We start from the raw sequence: 17,144 nt of genomic DNA on the forward strand, positions 1-17,144 counted from the left end.
TGCCCCCTTGTGGTTTTTTTGGTGTAAAACTGATTCATTATTTTTCATCACTAGTACACCATAAACGTACACAAGAATGTATAAATTTATCTTAAATTGATCGTCAACTAGTGCTAATTCTTAAGATACTTTGTGCAAATAAACTTTACGAATCGGTTCACGTGAATTGGCACCTTTGCGATAAACAATAAACTCACCTGTACGCAAATCGCGAAGTGTCTGACCTCGCACAATAAAGTTTTCAACGTCTCTTTGTGTCCCTCGTTCAGCTACCCAATCCGTTTTACTCACATCTGAATAACCTGTTTGTTGTTCCACCATCGACGTCACTTCAATATCATCGAACGTACCAAACAGCTTCAACCAATAGTCAATTTCAGTCGGTTCATTGGTTTGTCCAACGAAATAAGTGTTCACATTTCCGATCAATTGCTTCTTAATCAATGGATCAATCGTTTCAATATCCGCTAACGTTTGAGGTGAAAACACCGCATGTACGCCAGCCCCACGTGTCTTATTCGCTGTATCTATAAATTGTGCTGTAAGATACGCTGAAGGCTCGTCAAACAACACCACAAATGGAAAACTTTCAGAAATTTCATATCTCTCGGATGCAAGAAAATTAATATCTGAAATAATAAACTGCGCCATTGTTTTAATAAACTTCGTATACACAAGTCCATTCAAGGAGACGTACGCAAGCTGTCCCGCACGTGCTACCTCTAATAGATCCAGCTCATTAGAATTATTCTCTGTATCAAACAAGTAACCAATCTCACTATCCATAAGAATATTGATTTGTGTTTGTAAGTTTTCCGATGTCGCATACAAATAGAATGGGTTTTTCTTATGCTCGTATCGCGTAAACAACTGATCGAACAAAGCTAAACTGCGACGATTAAGCAACTCTTTTGAATGACGAAGAACCCCATGTAATTGTTCTAAATCAATTGTTTCAGGATCAAGCGTCACATGTTGCACTTCTTCGTGTGAGACTACTTCCTCTTCCAGTTGATTTAAGGAAGCATCAAGTTCATTCATATCTAGTTCTTCTTGTTCCACTTCTGATTGTTTCTCTACCGTCTCCCCCTCTTCCTTTTTTGATCGTTTCTTTGGTTTTTCTTCTACTTCAAACGTAAATAAATCGGGTTTCAGTTTTACTATTTCTTCCGCAAATAAAAGCAGGACATTCCGTGGTAATAGATACGCCGAAAACTCTTTGAATGATCGAGGAATGTCATAATGATCCATTAATTGGATCGTATCCATGATTAACAATTCACTGGACCCTGAATAATAGATACTCTCTGTTTTCGCTAACTCCAACAGCTTGTCTTTAATCGCAGTAGACTTACTGTGCTTAATCGGATTGTAACTCGTCGTGCCACTATCTGAGAAGTTAATAACGTCTTTCCCACGTAACCCGGCTATTTTTTCAGCGGATTCTAGCGTTGCTTTTGCACCTTTTCCGTCCAACACAAGACACGGCAAATCGTATCTAGCACAATGATCGATAATCAACTCTAAGGCGGTTGTTTTACCACTCCCTGTCGTACCAACAATAAACGCATGCTGATTGAACTCCTTGAACGGCATATAGTACGACTTCCCGTACTCATCCGTACCGATATAAATGGATTGACTCATTTCTTCTAGTGTCTGAAGATCATTCTCTCGCTTTGCCTTTTGGTAGCGCTCCTCATATTCTTTGGTTTCTTCTATCGAAAGCGTAAACTTCTTTGCTTGTCGCTTTTTGTATGCATTGGATTGCTGAATCGCTCGTCGCTTTTTCTCTTTCGATTCCACACGTCGCTTACTCGAAAAAGAATGTAAAGTTGTTAACGTTGCAGTCATTCCTAATCCACCAAAAAACAACGCAAATAGTGTTTCAATAGAAAATACCAGTGTATGATTAAACAAATTAAACGGGAAAAATAAATAGGCAGAGAAGTATCCTCTTGGCCAGACAAAGGCAAATAGAAAGCTATTCAGAATAAATAGAATAAAGCTTAAAAGCCCAAACAGTAACGTATGCCGCTTCACAAATGTCTCATAATGCATGTCTTCTACGTGTGCTATTTCTTCTCGTCGCTCGAACCAACGAATGAAAAGAAATAACGGAAATCCTGCTAGTAAGAATGGATAAAAAACAAACGCACCTACCGTTAAGGCAAGTGCTAATCGTTGTCCTTTGGTTCGTTCTTTTGGTTCTTGCTGCTGATTAAATAATTGCCCAAATGGGCTATTGTTATTATGCACGTCTACGCGTCACTCCTTTTGGCGATCGTTGAACAGGGGCACGTTTTTGTCCTGCTCTTGAATGACTACTTTTTTTCTCTCGAACAACTGGGCTATTGGATGCTGGTGTTGCTTTTTGTACTTTTCTAATTGTTGCTGCGGTATGATTGCTACCGGTATTTCGCCATTTAGTTGTTGGTTGAGCCGTCTGCTTCGCTTGATACGGTTGTCCATTTTGTGGACGTGTGTTTCCTGCATGACGTTGCACGCCTCCAGTCTGTGCGGTTGTCGCTTGTCCAGAACGTCTAGGTGAACGTCCATTTGCCAACACACGCATTTTTTCTTGTCCTCGTTGTCCGTTACGTTCCTGTGCTTGACGTTTCAAGCGTTGACGCTCCGGCTGATCTCGTTTCTCTTTAGCATCCTGATAACGACTATTTTCATGTGCCTGCTTCAACTTGTGGCTCATCTTGGATTCTTTTTCCTTGCGTCCCGATGAACGCTCTTTTCTGAGTTGGCTTAACTTCGGTGCAGTCGCTGACTTCTCTTCAGGAACTTTTTTCGGTTTATCTGCCTTATAACGGCGGATTTGAGCGACATTTTGTTTTGTTTCACCATCACGATCAAGCCCTGGGCTACCGCCTTGATCTTTAGTAGCAGCGTTCGCTGATTCTCCACCTTCATTTCGACGTTCCGAACGTTGCTGCTGGGCACTATTCGGTGTTTGTAAGTTATATTTCTTCGGCTTGTCCTTTGTATCTGCTTGCTTCTTCTTATGTTCCTCTTTAGCTTGTTTCCGGCGCTCTTTATTTGCTTTCGCTTGTTCTCGGCTCGCTCGATTCATTCTCCGAGCGGTGCGATAAGGATTCTGTAGTACACTACCAACATCTGATAGACTGAGATTACCAGTCATCATTTTACCAATAATACTTCGGAAGAAGTATAGGCCTACTGGTGTAACCAAATAAATCGCAATCGTTATTATTTTTAGAAATGGATCATCAACTCCTGAAGCCATACCATAACCCAGACTCATGTAACTTGCGACAAAGACCATCGCAAAGGACACCATCGCCTTAAACCCTATCACTGTCAAAAAGGCTTTTCCGCCATTTTTAAAGACATTCACACTACTGTTAAATAAGCCAAACAATAATAAAATCGGCATCATTGGAAACAGTAACCAACGTAATAAAATCAAAATTAAACGTAGGACGCATAATAGAAAGTAAATGATTGTTTGTGCCAAGTTGAGGATCAAGTAAAACAGTCCCTGCATTGCTAACGAAAAGTTATTCTTCCACGAAATGGTTTTATTATTTAACTCTTCTGCTTCATAATCAGTCACTTGCTTAAAGATGTCTTGGCTGTGGTCATTATCAAAATCATTGTCTAACAAAATACCGATCCGGTCATACTCACCATTTTTATAGGTAACCATTTTTCTTCGGATGGTTTCTTCATTGGAAGTGCCATACACATTCATTAGATACGGTTCATAGACATTCGTACGGAAAATTTTCGCTTCAATCAACTCACCTGCAGTTTTTAACTCACCATTTGGCAAGTCTTCGTTACCGGTGGGTACACTATCCGTTGGTTCCTCTGTAAAAACTGGATTAATCGTCACAAACGCTGCTTCAACAGTATTGTCAATATCTACAATAACAGAAGAAATACTATCGTTTCGGTCACTGTTCGATAATAAAACCAGCCCAAAGAAAATGCCGATCGTCATTAAAAACAAACGAAAGGCACCACGTAGATTTTGTTCTCCAATATACTTAAACAACATCACAAGCATGACAGAAAGAATACCGATGGTACTTGCTAAAGACAACATGCCTGTTGCCATGCTGGCAGTCATTTTTAGAATAGGTTCTTTAATCACATTATCCAGATCAAAACTAAACAGAAATCCGACCATTGTCGTGTTGAACTTCCCTAAATTCATCACACCTGACCAAACGAGTTCCTTAAAACTTCCGGAAACATTTTGAACAACACTTCTAAAAGGGGAAAATCCTGACCCTTCTTTCGTAATCAATTGAAACGAGTTGTCCTTATAGCGATCGTAAATCTCTGTATCTGTCTGTGGGATAGGAAAGACCAATACACCGTCTTCCGTTTTTTCTGCCTCTCCCATATCTGCGTTACTGTTTATCGGTCGAAAAAATGGCAGCAGAAACAACAAGAAAAGAGTGAATACGACCATTTTCTTTTTCATGCGGCGCCTCCCTTTCCTTGCTCCATTTCCAATGCTTTTTGTACGTCTTCAGAATCTTTCTCTGTAGACGAAATAGCGGTTAACCAGGATTCAAACATAACGTCAACGGCGATGGCTTGGTTCCGCCCTCTATGGTCTTGGAACAGACACGTTCCAGAAACCAACGATTTCAAAAGCTCCATATTCCCTTCGTTATCATCCATTTCGAAAAAGCCTAGTATCTTCCGTTGCGCTTTTTCTTGTTTCGGCTTAAACGCAAATTTATAGGAAACCAGTTCTTTTTTATCTTCTTTGTCATAGTCCATAAACGCTTGTGTCACAACGTAAATATCAGTGTTGTTAGCGCGCCCTTTTCGTTGACTATCTTCTATTAAATACCTTCCTTGTGCGGTATCTTCCAATCCTTTGGCCTCATCGAATATGATTGCGGCATCCTCGTTTTTATCCGTTGAAAAGATATAGGTTAGCTTCATAATCACTTCCATAATCACGCTACTACCAATTTGTTCATCATTCAGTTTATCTGCTTGAATTTCCTCTTGGCTAGGCAATTTTAACCCTTGAATGCCTAAAACTGTAATATGACTATCGAAGCTGATTGCCTTAGATTCATCTGTACCAATCAACACTTTTGAAATCCCCACATTGTAACTTCGGATTAAATCTGCTAATTCCGTATCCGTTTCTGCAATTCGATCAATTACTCGGGTCAAATTTTTCTTCCCTGATCCATTTGCAATCGCAGAAACACTTTTGTTAATCAAGGTCTTCTTTTTACTATAGGTTTCTGTACTTTTATGAATTTCAGCTAAACTGTGTAACACCATTTGTGCAGTTAAAATACCTTGTTCTTTTGGTAAAAAAATCAAAGGGTCTAACATTCCCCGGTATTTTTCCTCTTCTGACAACGATACAAAATTGATTCGATGATACAATTCTCTAAAATGAGGCAAATGACCATATTGTTCTAATGCTTTGGCAAAAAAACGCTCCGTTTCATTTTTGGGGTCAACGTAGAGTATCTTTTGCCCTAAAAAGGTTAACCACAAGAAAATATCTTTTACTAATACCGACTTCCCCATCCCTGGAGGGCCCGTAATCAACGTATTGCCATTCGTGTGGGTAGCGCCTTCAATCGCTTTTTTCGTCAAATTGGGGTAAAACCATACGATGTTACTACTGAAGGATAATGCTTGACGAACACTGCTGAATTTCTTTGAGGTTATGACACGACCCAAAGGCATCCCATACTTATTGCCTACTTCTTTTGTTAAATTCATACCCAAATCTGCAATATAGCCGGTTGTTAAAATCTGCTCAAACACTTTAAACGCATATTTACTACCAATAAGCGATTGATTAAACAACGTTAGTTGATCTGCAATAGAACGATAAATCGCAAAACCTGTCCCATCTAACACAAATTCCAAATCTTTTACTCGTTCGTCTAACGTTTCTTTATCTTCAGCACTCAGGACAAAGGTTAAACTGGCGCGACAAATTCGCTTCTCTCTTCGCTTCATACCATTATTTAACTCATTTAACCGATCTTCGCCATACAATAAGACCTCATCGTCATCAATGACGGCATCTGTTTGATCCACATCTTTATTTTGTTCTCGTAACTGTTTTCGTTTTTTATACAAGAATTTTTCATCTTTTTTCTCATGTTCAAAACGGATACGTGCATGCGTTTCAATGATGAAATTCACACTATCTTGGATATTTTGAATAATCCCACTACCTAAAATACTTTCCGGTAACCCAACTAAACTAATCAATGCACTATGATGAGTCATATCTAACTGTTCAACGGTTAGATACCCATGTTCAGGAGTTACGATCCCTTCATTAATTTCTAAAGGAAGTAACGGACGATCGGGTATCTTACGTCCTGCACGATGAAATTGGTAATACGTTATTCGGTTGTAGTCCTCTTCTGTCAATCGACGGACTTTTTTATAATTTAAAAGGTTGCCATACAGTTGTTCCTCTTTGCGGATATAATAAGAAACCAATTGCTGCATATTACTATCTTGCCCAACAATGTTACGGAGTGTTTGACCGATTAACTGTCTAAATAATGCGATAGATTCAACTGGATTCACTATCTGAACAGCCGTTGTTAGCTTGACGAATAAATAACTATCATATTCATTGATTTGGATTTCTTCTTTTAGAATTTGCCCCGCTTCTCGAAAGTATGTTTCTCCTAAATCTTGAAACGGGCCTTTCACCAAATGCTTGATCGTTTCGTTTATGTGGTCGTCCATTTCAAACTCAGTTGGTATATTCATAAAATGATACTCTGCTTTATCGTCTTCCAGTAATCCTTTTCCTTCATCTATATAACTTTTGAAAAACGAGAGGTCATTCAATGGATAATTTTGACGCCCCAAATGATAGCCTACCCAGATATCATCATCGTTCGTTAGTGGATTTTTTGTATACGTAAAGTAGAAATTCCCTACTACTTGATTAACTGGAAAGATTACTTCTTTTGCTTTAGTATTTCGAAGTCCCACTCATCGTCCTCCCTTTCGTTTATATTGAACCGCCTTACCTAGTAAGACGGTTTTATGACCATGTTCTGTTTGAATTCGACTACTCTTAAAAAAAACAACACGTCCTTTTACATATTGAGTAATCGATTTATTGTCCCATTGCAATGAAAAGAAAAACCAGACAAATACACCGATAAAACAAATAATGATTAAATAAGCATTAGCAAAAAGCATTTGTAAAAAAGAAATCTTCTTTACAAACGCTACAATTGCCAAAATCGCAAAAAATCCAACGATACTACAAAACAATACAATGGACTCAAGCGTTAACCCATTTGGTACGAACGGAATTGTCCATTCTCCAAATGTGTACATTTTGTGTTTTTGTTTAAATTCTCGTGTATAATTGTATTCCATCTTTTAATGCTCCAATCTGAATCATAGGAGCCGCGCTGTCCAACGTAAAGACTTGTTCGACTAACCATTCCCCTATTTCTTGACCTCTTGTTAATGCGACGAGAAAGGCAATCACTGCAATTGCTCCAGCCACTTTCGCAATGGCACTACCAACACCTTGTGAAGCATATCCAATTAGCCCCACTACTACTGCAAAAATGACTAATAACCAAACACCTTGTTGTAACATGCCTTTAGCTACTTCTTCAAAATTAAAAAACATTGATTTCCTCCATTAATTGAAAGCTTCTACAAAATAGCTTTCTTTATTTTTTTTAATCTGACTATCAAAAAATGATGTCAGTTGACTATTCTCTATCTGAAACGTGTACGTTCCTTGAATCGCATACGTATCCTCGTCTATCTGTACAAGATTTTCAATGGTAAATTGATTAAATTCACCGGTACCTAAACCTTCTACAGCTGAAACAAGGGATAATCGTTCATCGTTAGACACGTACATATCAAAAAATCGCTCTAAAAAGGCGGCAATTTGCTTTCTCTCTTCTTCCGGAACCACCTCACCTGCTGTATGGTAATCCTTCGCCCGGTATACCGCGGTTGCTTCGCCTTTATTTTCCTGAATATGCATAATGGAAGGAACATTAATCACCTGGAATTTATCACCAATAAACGCACTCATTAATTTAATCCCTAACGTAACAGTGTGCCCATTTTCTTCATAAGTCACACGATAAAGTAGCTCATACGTATCTTCAGACCCTTTTTCAGCTTCAACCAATACAATGTCCATAACCTCACGTTCGGCTTTACCAGAATGTAGGAGTAAATTTCCTGCACTCAAATTCTTCCCTAAATACGTTTGAAGGCGTTGCTCCCGTTCTCTTCTCGCTTGTTCTTCAGGACGATACGAAAATAACAACAGTAAAAAAGACTGGCTTTCATACTTCACACGGTCTAATTGGGTATTCTCCTCTTGTATCGTTTGACTGATCGCTTGAGTATCTATAGCCTCTTGACTGGTCGCTTTTGTCAAATACCCTAGTCGGCTATTCACAATAAGTAACAGGATCGCCATACCAAAAAACAACGAAAAAAAGAAGAAGGTAAGAAAATTAGCTACCGTTCTTCTTTCATATCGAATCTCTCGTGTATTCATCGTTTTTATTGGCTGTTCTTTTCTTTTTTTCTTCTTCTTTTCTTTTGTCGTGGTGGACTTCTGCTCCGATAAATGATCAAAATTAATTTTGGGACTTGGTTTGGTCACTTCTTAGCCCGAACCTTTCTATTAGATGGTTTGGGACTTTATCAGCAATAATTACTTCGTCCACCAGTAAATTTGCCCCTTCCAAAAATAGACGTGCTTTTGCGTATGCTTGCTTATTCACGCCGTTTACTTTTCGTTCAATCTCACCATAAAATAATTTTGTCCCTACAGTGTAGCGCTTATTGTATATTTGCCACATGATAAATAATTGAATCTTTTCATTAGCTTTGTACGTTCCTTGAATCGATGTCATTTTATCCACCGAAATTTCTGTTTGTTCCTTCTTCTCTGTATTATATTGTTGTTCGTTCATTGGTTCCTCTCCTTTAACTGTTCACAATTCCGAATTTGTGTTAGATCATTATCGTTTACTAGTATTACTCGGACCGGTAATGCTCGTTGTTGGTTTATTGGCTCAAACGAAAAATCTAGGAAATAGGTACTGACCCTACATTTTCAATCTGTGTAAATTGATTACGTTCAGGGTTAAATATAGCTTTGTACATAAACGTCCCCGTTTGTTTCTCACTACCAGCGATTGAAACAGAGTACGGCACCACAATTAATGCCGTCAATTCTTTTTCATTTGATGGCATGAGGTAAATTTCTGGTGTTCCTTCCAGCACTGAAACAGTTGAAATTGATGGAACAATCGTTTCAGCGTCTTCTGGAAATAGGCTATTTAACGCCTTTTCAGAAGTTAGTGTGCGTGCCTTATTTTTCCGTTCTTTTACACTGTCTTCTTCTCGATCTGTTCGATAGTTGTAAACCATTGAAAATAATTCTTTTGTGGCTATTTCCAGTTGTTCATTGGCTGTACCATTCCGTTCTACGTACAACTTTTCTACTTGATTAGTCAGTTCAGCTACTTCTTCTTCAGCTTTTTTTTGCTTCTCTTCGTACATATGAATTGTTTCTTTTTGGTCTAGCAGTTCGTTTTTCTGTCTCTGGTATAGTGAGAATGACCATACACCCATAAGAATCAGTGCTACCAATAAGAACCCAATGATTCCTTTTCCCACAATGGAACGATCATACATTTCCTTTTCACCCTTTTCCTTGTATAAATTCTAATTGATTGACGGTATCTTTTGACAGAACACGCCATGAGCGTGTTCCTGATCCCATATTGACTACATTCGTTTCACTTACTAGAATACTACCGTCTGGATTGACAAACTCAACTACGGCAACGTGCCCATAAGGAAAAATTGATCCGGCCACTCCTGGTGGAAAACTAGCCGCCCAACCAACACTAGGCTTTCCTTTCATTACGGTGTATCCTCTCGCACGCGCGCTAGCCGCCCATGCACCACCGTTGCCACTATCTCCTGGAAACCACTCAATCGGTTGTCCAATTTGTGCCATACGGTTAAATACGCCCCAGGTGCATTGACCAAACGGATAACTATTGCCGACATAATTCTTATTATCCAATGGCGGTAACGTTAACTTTCCTTGATACTCTTGAGGTACTTCTAACGATGGTGCTGAATTTTCACCAACGACTTGGTCCTCTGTATCAGAAGTGATAACACATCCGGAAGAATCAGCTTCCGGCAACGATACATCACCTGATAGTTCCGCGTCTTTTTGAAACGGCGTCGTCCCGTGAGCCGCAATGGCTTCTTGGTCCAACCATTGAAAGCTTTTCCCTAAACTGTTGTATGTTGCTAATAGCTTAGTCAAATAGGCTGGATCTGTGGCCCAGCCACCGTTAAAAATAGCGGTTAAGGTACTCACGCCGTCTGTATTGTTGATTGCGCCAATATATAAGGTTTGGTGCGCCATAAACTCAGCTTTTCCCACAATCCCAGCATGATAATTCTTAAACCAGGTATAAGCACCTCCCGTATTATCACCTACATTTGTTCCAGGCTTCGTTCCCGTAATATCAATGGCATCATTTCCAAACGTGGCGATTGTTACTGGGAAATCCTGTAACCTAGATGTTTTCACTCCGCCCATATTGTGTGCTTGCCAAAATGACGTACCTGACGGATTCGTGAAGTTAAAACCTGTTTCCACCATCGTTTGAGAAATACTTGCGGAAGGTAAAAAGCCACCTGCTTTCCATGCCAAAATGTAGGCGTCTTTATGACTTAAGACAAATTCTTCAATCGAATTGGGAACAGTGGTCTCACCATCGGGAGCATCAATACTAGGTGTCACACAATCTTTGTCTGTTTCATGGCTACCGATGAACAGAACCATGAACAGGAACAACATCGATACAAAAAGGACAGGTGTAGAAAAAATAGCCGAAAATAAGACTATTTTTTTCTTATTCATTCGTAATTCCTTGCGTTAGTTCTTCCTCTTGGATCAAAGATTCCTCAAGCTGGCTATGTTGGTCATTAACTTCTGATTGATCTGATTCATCCGTTGGTATTTCACTAATGATCTCTGCCATCGTTTGAGCATCTCGATTGACACTAACTGGTATATCTATTTTTTTCTCCAGCTGATCGATCGCTTGTTGCAATGCTTTAATATAGCGTTCATTTTCTTCTTGAGTGTATTCTTCAGATTCGATATAGGTAGTTATTTCTTCTACCAGTTCAGTCAATACCTGCCCTGTCTCAACCGTATACTCGTCCATATTTAGACTTTCTGCTTCTGCAACAAGTCGTTTCAAATAAGCTAAACTTAGATAAGGTTCTTCTTTTTCAGTTAATCCATCAATGGCTACTTTTAACTGATTTTCGACCCTATCAACCATTGATTGATTCGCTTCTGCGTGGTCTAGAATCAATTTGGCTTCTTCTTGTGCCGATTGTAAGACACGAACACTTTCTTCCGTGTAGATATCCGTTTGGATTGATTGACTTTGGGTGTATAAATGCTGAAGAGACGTTTTATCTCCTCTTAATTCCAATTGATCGATCGATTGGCTCAAACGAGCAACTTGCGTATTCACCGCTGCTTGTGTACTTATTTGTTCTGTTAACATTCGCTGGGCAACTTGTAGCTCAAATTTAAAGGGTTCGGTACTTGCCGATAAATACAGAGATAAATTAATTTCTTGTGCTTGTTGAACCAACGTAGCCAACAGGCTGTAATCCACCACTACTACTGGTGGATCTATTGGATCTATTGGTCCGGGAATCGGCGGCGCTACAGGTCCTTCTGGCTCTGGAAGCTCTGGTAGTTGAGGCTCTTGTGGTCGTTCCGGACTTTGAGCTTGGTTACCTGTATCTCCTGAAGGCGGTGTTGGATTGATTAATTGGATAGGATTGGTATTTCTACGCTGCTCTTCTTCAATTTGGCGACCTAGATTTGTAAGGGCATTGGCACGCTCTTGAACAAAACTCTCACCTGTTCCAGAACGAATATCCGCAAACGATGACGTTGTCCGCTCGTCCCGAACAATACTAGAATCACTTGTGTCGGTTTCTTGTTCAGTTTGCCTAGGAGATAATCGATTGTTCTCTTTAGGTGCAATGGGATTTAATGGATCTTGTTGTTCTATCGTTGGTCTAGCCTGTAATTGACTATACGTCCCATAACCAACACCCCCTAATAAAACCGCTGTACAAACCCCTATACCAATCATTGTTTTTTTACTGATCTTCTTCTGATCCATGATTTCCTCCAATCAAAATTGACTCAATGTTTCTTTGGCTTCATACAAATCATTGATAGCCTGTTCAATTTTTTCTTTATTTTCTGTTGGTTTCTTTTGTAATTCTTGAATTTCTTTTTCCTTCTCGTCAATAATCAAGAGTGCTTGTTCATATTGTAAAATTAATTTTTGTAATTCTGCATTTCCTGATTTTTCTTGTATCTGCTTCGCTTCGTCTACTTCATCTATTTTTAAAAAGGCATAGCCGACCAATGGTAACCGCTCGTTATCAGCAAGAAATAGGTCTCTCTCCTGCTTAAAAATCGTAATGGCTTCCTCATAGTTAAAATCAAAAATAGACAAGTCAAAATCACCTTGAATCGTTGGATACTCACGATGGAATACGCGCAATTTATCTAAATAAGAACGATCTTTTGTTCGTGTTAAGGTAAACAATTCTTGTTCAATCCGTTGATGCTCTTCTGGATACTGCTTTCCCGCTTCAAGAAAAGCCCCTTCCTTCAGTAATACTTCTAATGGAGGCTGTTTGTCGTGTTGATTAATCGCAAAATAGAGTCCGCCAACACAAACACCACTAAATATAAGGAGAGAAACAACGATAAGAATCACTTTTTTCGATACCTTGGGAAAGGAAAACGAGCGGTGCTTCTTTGGCTCCTTTACTTTTTTTGGTTTCTTTTCCTTATGCGGCCGTTCTTCTTTTGTCCGTTTCCGATTAAACGCCAGACATAACCAGTTCAAAATCGCCTCTCGTTGTTTTTCGTCTTCAAAAGCACTCTCTTTTACTTCAGCAACAATCGCTAAAAACAGATCTACTTTTTCTTTGGGTAACTGGAGGCTTGACTGATACACTTCGTTTTCATCTTCGTATAGTCCATACGAAAATTGCATAGATATGTTGCTTTCTTTCGCAATAAGGTTCTGTTTTTCGATTAGTAGTACCGCTTTCGCTAAAGGAATCTTTCGATCAAGAGGGACATCCATATGCTCGATAGTTAAAAAAGCGAAGGAAACATTCATAAAAAAAGCCCCCTTTCATCGTTATTCCTGTTCTTTCAACAAGCATAATATGTCAAAAAAGTTCCTTGCCTGACGGTAGTCGTCAAAATTGCAGTACAACTGGTTACTATAGACAGCAGATAAATTCAATGTACACAGACTGACTGTGTACATTTCAGCTGTTTCAACAAGCAGTATTTCGGTATCTTTACCAATCAGTTCTTTTTTTAGCAGTCTCAAATGAACCTCTCCTTCCATCATCCGTCAACCACAAGAGGTTCAAGCTCTTTGGCGTAAATCACCTGAATTGGCTGATTTTGAGAAAACTGTACATGATATTCTGCGTTATCTACTGTTACAATGAACAAATCACTTTTTTGGTCATAACTATAAGAATACGCATTTGGCGCACAGTTGAAATACGTACAAATCGCTTTCTCCTGTTTACTTTCCTGCACTTTAAATAATTTACTCAACGGTTCGTGGGCGGTGAAACCAATAACGGCTCCCACAACTAAAATTCCGATATAGTACATAAGTACCTCCTAAAAATTAGTAATCGGCTAAACGCGTGCCGATTTGGCATACAGAAAAAGAACAACGGATCACTACGTTCGATCAGTTGCCCTCTTTCTGCATGACTAGTAATAGTTTTCATTTTGATATTCATTTTTAGCTAAAAAGCCAATAGCTGATAGCCAAAAATAAGATATTGTAACTTAGTAAAAACCATCCAGTATCTTTTATTTCCTTCTCGTTTAATTCTCTTTTGTAACGCTCCAATACATATAACCACTTTAAGCAAAAATAGATTGGCGTACAAATCATGCATATAACATAAACTCTTATTAGCTCGAGCATGGACATGATAAAAGTTCTCCTTTTTTACTAATTTCTTATATTTTAACGAATTGAAACCGAATGAATATGTTTTACGTTTTCAAGAACGTGGTAAAGAACTCCTCCCCTTTATTTATTTCACTGAAAGGAAGTAATGTTGTTCTCATTTTAGGCATGAAAGAATACGGCACCGCAGGTAGCCAATACCAGTTAGAATCATTTTTCAAAAATATTGCAAATGGTGCTTTTTTGTTTAGTAGAAAAAAAGCATTTGTTCTTATAGCCTCCGCCTACATGTTTATTTTTTTGAATTTCATCGTTACCTTCCTACACTCAATTCTAGTTTATAGTCAACATTACTGATCGAGCCAGAAAAGAGAAGAAGCCTTGTTCTTGAGAACGATAAACATTTCGCAAATAATTGAACACCGCTAGATATAACAATACAAATAAACCAATTTTGAGCAGTTCTACATAATTCACTGTTCATCACTCTACTTCCTTAATCATGGTGTCTTCACAGCAAGCACACGAGCTGTTAATCGATTAATCGTTCTTGTAACCATGGAGTATTTTAAGGCTACAGCAACCGTTCTTTGCAGCTCAGTATCGCCGTATTTTGAATAGCTGCTTGGTGGTAGATAAAAAAGATCTCCAGTCCGGCTGTATTTGTACGTAATTCCTGTTTCTAACACTCGTACAAACTCATTCCAACCATTTACAAAATAAACCTTTTCACTACATACATCGATTTCTAAGCTTTCCTTGCTAGTAATCTCCGATAGAAGCATTTGTTTGCCCAATTTTTTCCAAAACTGTCGGATACAAAAGAGCATAGACAAATAACAAAAAACGGCACTTAGTCCGCTAAAGAGCCACTCATCAGGTATTGCTTCTACTGAAACATTCTTGAAAATCATTTCTGTTCTTAGATACTTACTACTAGCTACTAAAAGGACAAATAGCATTTGTTTAAAAAAACTATTCCATCGTTCAGCTCTTTCCAATTGAGTAGCAGTAGGAAAAAACAACCGCCATAAACTGACAAACAGCCATAATTGACGTGCCACAATAAATAGCAATACACAAGTTGAAACAATTGCTTCACTCTGTGCCTTTGTAAATAATTCATTTTGATCATTTGTCAATCCAACGTACAAATAACTCATAGAAAGCGAATAAGTCAAAATGATTAATCGGAATTTGGTTGTATATTTCACCACATACATCAAATTTAACCATTGAATTTTCCAGAAATTTCGGTTTACAAATGTTGCTTTACAGTAACGTGTGAATTCGTTCATGTACTCTCTCATTGCTTCCTCCTATCTCGGTGTGACATATGTCAACATGCCTCCAAAGACTGCTGGAATGGTACGCGTTGACACCACACCTAAACCGACGGCATTCATTTCAGAGATCAGGATAGATCCGTCTTCATTGACTTTCTCACAAAACGCCACGTGACCGTAATCTGGATCAGCTCCTAAAACACCAGGGGCGAATGAAACTGCAGTACCCGCTTTTGGTGTGTTTGAGACTTCATACCCTCGCACACGTCCTGTTATGCCCCAATCAGCACCGTTACCCATATCTAGATCAATATAACCGCCTAATTGAGTGATTCTATTGTACGTATACTGTGTACAATTTTCGGCTGCGTAACTATTTCCGCTGTCATAGTTCACGTTGTTGTATGGCTCAAAGTCCCCACCAGCAATGATCGATTCTTTTTCGTGATCGTATTGTGTTAAATTATATGTTTCAATTAAGGAATCCAGTTTTTGATTGTACAGCGTGTCGGTTGCGTAACGGCCCGTTAAAAATGCTGTGGCGTCTTGATAGGTTTCTGTCATAGACTTCCATGTACCGCTGTAGAACGTCGGATCTCCAGTTAAACCATCTGTTAGCAATTCGGAATAATCCTCGAAAGACTCCTTGTAACTCGGATAGACACGAAACGCTGCGTCGGTGTTGTAAGAATTGCCTTGACCGTCGTCTTCCCATGTCCCATAAATAACGAATTGACCGTTGTAATCACCTTTAATACCAAATAAATTGAAGTTCGGCTCCTGGCTTAATTGGCTACTTCCTGATCCCGATTCTAAAATTGCCTGGGCGATCATCACAGAGGCGTACAGATCTTTTTCTTGCCCCACAGTTCGCGCTTCTTCACCAATTTTAGTGATAAACGTTTCCGTTGATTCATTCCGTTCAAAGCGTATGGCTTCAGCTGGTACCTCAATGACAGTATCTGTGTTTTCTTCAGCTGGTTGAATCACTTCTTGCGTTGGGATATCAACGGTTTCATTAATCGGTGGTGCTTGTGGTTCGATTGGTTCTGGCGTGATTACTGGTTTTTCTTCTGGAACGATTGGTTCAACAGGTACTTCTGGTGTGGGTTGTTCTTCCGGTTCTACTACTTCTGGTTGAGTCGTTTCTGGCTCCAGTTCTGGTGTTTGTTCACTTGATTCGGGTTGTTCCTGGTCTGTTTCAGTCGCAAAACTGGTGATCGGTAAGGCGTTTCCTAATAACAGTGTCACCAGTAAGACGCTTAATGTTTTTTTCTTCATAAATTCCTCCTAATTATTCGTTGAATAGTTATTGTACGTAGCAGTTGCTCCAGCTCTTGAAGAAGGACTTTCATGTAAGTAAATAGATAAGAATACCAAAACAGATACCTTGAATTAACAATAGATTGCGGAAAAGAGTGGCTGCTTCACAAAAAGGCTCTTCTTCCTGTTTTCTTTTGGCTTCGTTTACTTGAACTCGTTTCTCTTCTGTGATCTCGGCAAAATGAACAATAAAACCGATTGAATGAGTACTTTTCAATTCACCACAAACAACAGGTTCCACTAAAAACCCTTCTTTTTTTAACTGTTCAATTGTGTATTCAGTTAATGGAGCGTACCATTCTAGTTTGGTTGCACCTTGTTTGGCTTGCTTTTCCATTTCCGCATATATCTGCTTCAGTTGATCTGTTTTGTTGAAATAGGTTTGTTCAAAAACTTCCTGCTTCATTCATGGTTCCTCCTAAATTGCTAGTTGACTGCTTTTCTACCATCT

Annotated in this window: 16 protein-coding genes; all 16 read right to left on the reverse strand. The window is 39.0% G+C overall.

Going from position 1 to position 17,144, the window contains the following annotated elements; all coding sequences use genetic code 11:
- Positions 1 to 120 precede the first annotated feature (120 nt).
- The 16 genes from C240_RS00095 to C240_RS00170 all read right to left on the reverse strand — a co-directional run bounded on the left by C240_RS00095 (position 121) and on the right by C240_RS00170 (position 17,099).
- Entirely contained in the window at positions 121 to 2,259 is a 2,139-nt protein-coding gene (locus C240_RS00095) for a type IV secretion system DNA-binding domain-containing protein (protein ID WP_271488996.1), read from the reverse strand.
- The gene (locus C240_RS00100; protein WP_271488998.1) at positions 2,252 to 4,465 is read right to left on the reverse strand and encodes a hypothetical protein; all 2,214 of its coding nucleotides are present in this window, start codon (positions 4,463 to 4,465) and stop codon (positions 2,252 to 2,254) included. Before C240_RS00100 ends, C240_RS00095 begins: the two co-directional genes overlap by 8 nt.
- The gene (locus tag C240_RS00105) at positions 4,462 to 6,990 is read right to left on the reverse strand and encodes an ATP-binding protein (protein ID WP_271489001.1); all 2,529 of its coding nucleotides are present in this window, start codon (positions 6,988 to 6,990) and stop codon (positions 4,462 to 4,464) included. Before C240_RS00105 ends, C240_RS00100 begins: the two co-directional genes overlap by 4 nt.
- Positions 6,991 to 7,386, reverse strand: a complete 396-nt coding sequence (locus C240_RS00110; protein ID WP_271489005.1) for a TcpE family conjugal transfer membrane protein — start codon at positions 7,384 to 7,386, stop codon at positions 6,991 to 6,993. It abuts the gene before it with no gap.
- On the reverse strand, positions 7,358 to 7,648 hold the full coding sequence (locus C240_RS00115) for a hypothetical protein (protein WP_271489008.1): 291 nt from the start codon (positions 7,646 to 7,648) through the stop codon (positions 7,358 to 7,360). The genes C240_RS00110 and C240_RS00115 overlap by 29 nt, the downstream gene beginning before the upstream one ends.
- Positions 7,649 to 7,660: 12 nt before the next feature.
- Positions 7,661 to 8,653 carry a conjugal transfer protein gene (locus C240_RS00120; RefSeq protein WP_271489011.1) on the reverse strand — a complete coding sequence of 331 codons (993 nt, stop codon included), beginning with the start codon at positions 8,651 to 8,653 and terminating at the stop codon, positions 7,661 to 7,663.
- On the reverse strand, positions 8,628 to 8,966 hold the full coding sequence (locus C240_RS00125) for a hypothetical protein (protein WP_271489014.1): 339 nt from the start codon (positions 8,964 to 8,966) through the stop codon (positions 8,628 to 8,630). Before C240_RS00125 ends, C240_RS00120 begins: the two co-directional genes overlap by 26 nt.
- A 115-nt stretch (positions 8,967 to 9,081) precedes the next feature.
- Positions 9,082 to 9,693 (reverse strand): hypothetical protein, encoded by a 612-nt coding sequence (locus C240_RS00130; RefSeq protein ID WP_271489016.1) that lies wholly within the window; start codon positions 9,691 to 9,693, stop codon positions 9,082 to 9,084.
- 7 nt (positions 9,694 to 9,700) lie between these two features.
- Positions 9,701 to 10,882, reverse strand: coding sequence for a CHAP domain-containing protein (locus C240_RS00135; protein WP_442896562.1), 1,182 nt, complete (start codon positions 10,880 to 10,882; stop codon positions 9,701 to 9,703).
- A gap of 55 nt (positions 10,883 to 10,937) precedes the next feature.
- Positions 10,938 to 12,239, reverse strand: a complete 1,302-nt coding sequence (locus tag C240_RS00140; protein ID WP_271489022.1) for a hypothetical protein — start codon at positions 12,237 to 12,239, stop codon at positions 10,938 to 10,940.
- A gap of 12 nt (positions 12,240 to 12,251) precedes the next feature.
- Positions 12,252 to 13,259 (reverse strand): hypothetical protein, encoded by a 1,008-nt coding sequence (locus C240_RS00145; protein WP_271489025.1) that lies wholly within the window; start codon positions 13,257 to 13,259, stop codon positions 12,252 to 12,254.
- Positions 13,260 to 13,280: 21 nt separating this feature from the next.
- Positions 13,281 to 13,478, reverse strand: a complete 198-nt coding sequence (locus C240_RS00150; protein WP_271489027.1) for a hypothetical protein — start codon at positions 13,476 to 13,478, stop codon at positions 13,281 to 13,283.
- Between the two features lie 17 nt (positions 13,479 to 13,495).
- Positions 13,496 to 13,774, reverse strand: a complete 279-nt coding sequence (locus C240_RS00155) for a hypothetical protein (protein WP_271489031.1) — start codon at positions 13,772 to 13,774, stop codon at positions 13,496 to 13,498.
- Positions 13,775 to 14,584: 810 nt separating this feature from the next.
- Positions 14,585 to 15,394 (reverse strand): hypothetical protein, encoded by an 810-nt coding sequence (locus tag C240_RS00160; RefSeq protein WP_271489034.1) that lies wholly within the window; start codon positions 15,392 to 15,394, stop codon positions 14,585 to 14,587.
- Between the two features lie 9 nt (positions 15,395 to 15,403).
- Positions 15,404 to 16,651, reverse strand: a complete 1,248-nt coding sequence (locus C240_RS00165; RefSeq protein WP_271489037.1) for a glucosaminidase domain-containing protein — start codon at positions 16,649 to 16,651, stop codon at positions 15,404 to 15,406.
- 70 nt (positions 16,652 to 16,721) lie between these two features.
- Entirely contained in the window at positions 16,722 to 17,099 is a 378-nt protein-coding gene (locus tag C240_RS00170) for a hypothetical protein (protein ID WP_271489039.1), read from the reverse strand.
- Positions 17,100 to 17,144: the final 45 nt, after the last annotated feature.

This window comes from Enterococcus sp. 5H (assembly GCF_028128615.1).
Classification (GTDB): domain Bacteria; phylum Bacillota; class Bacilli; order Lactobacillales; family Enterococcaceae; genus Enterococcus_L.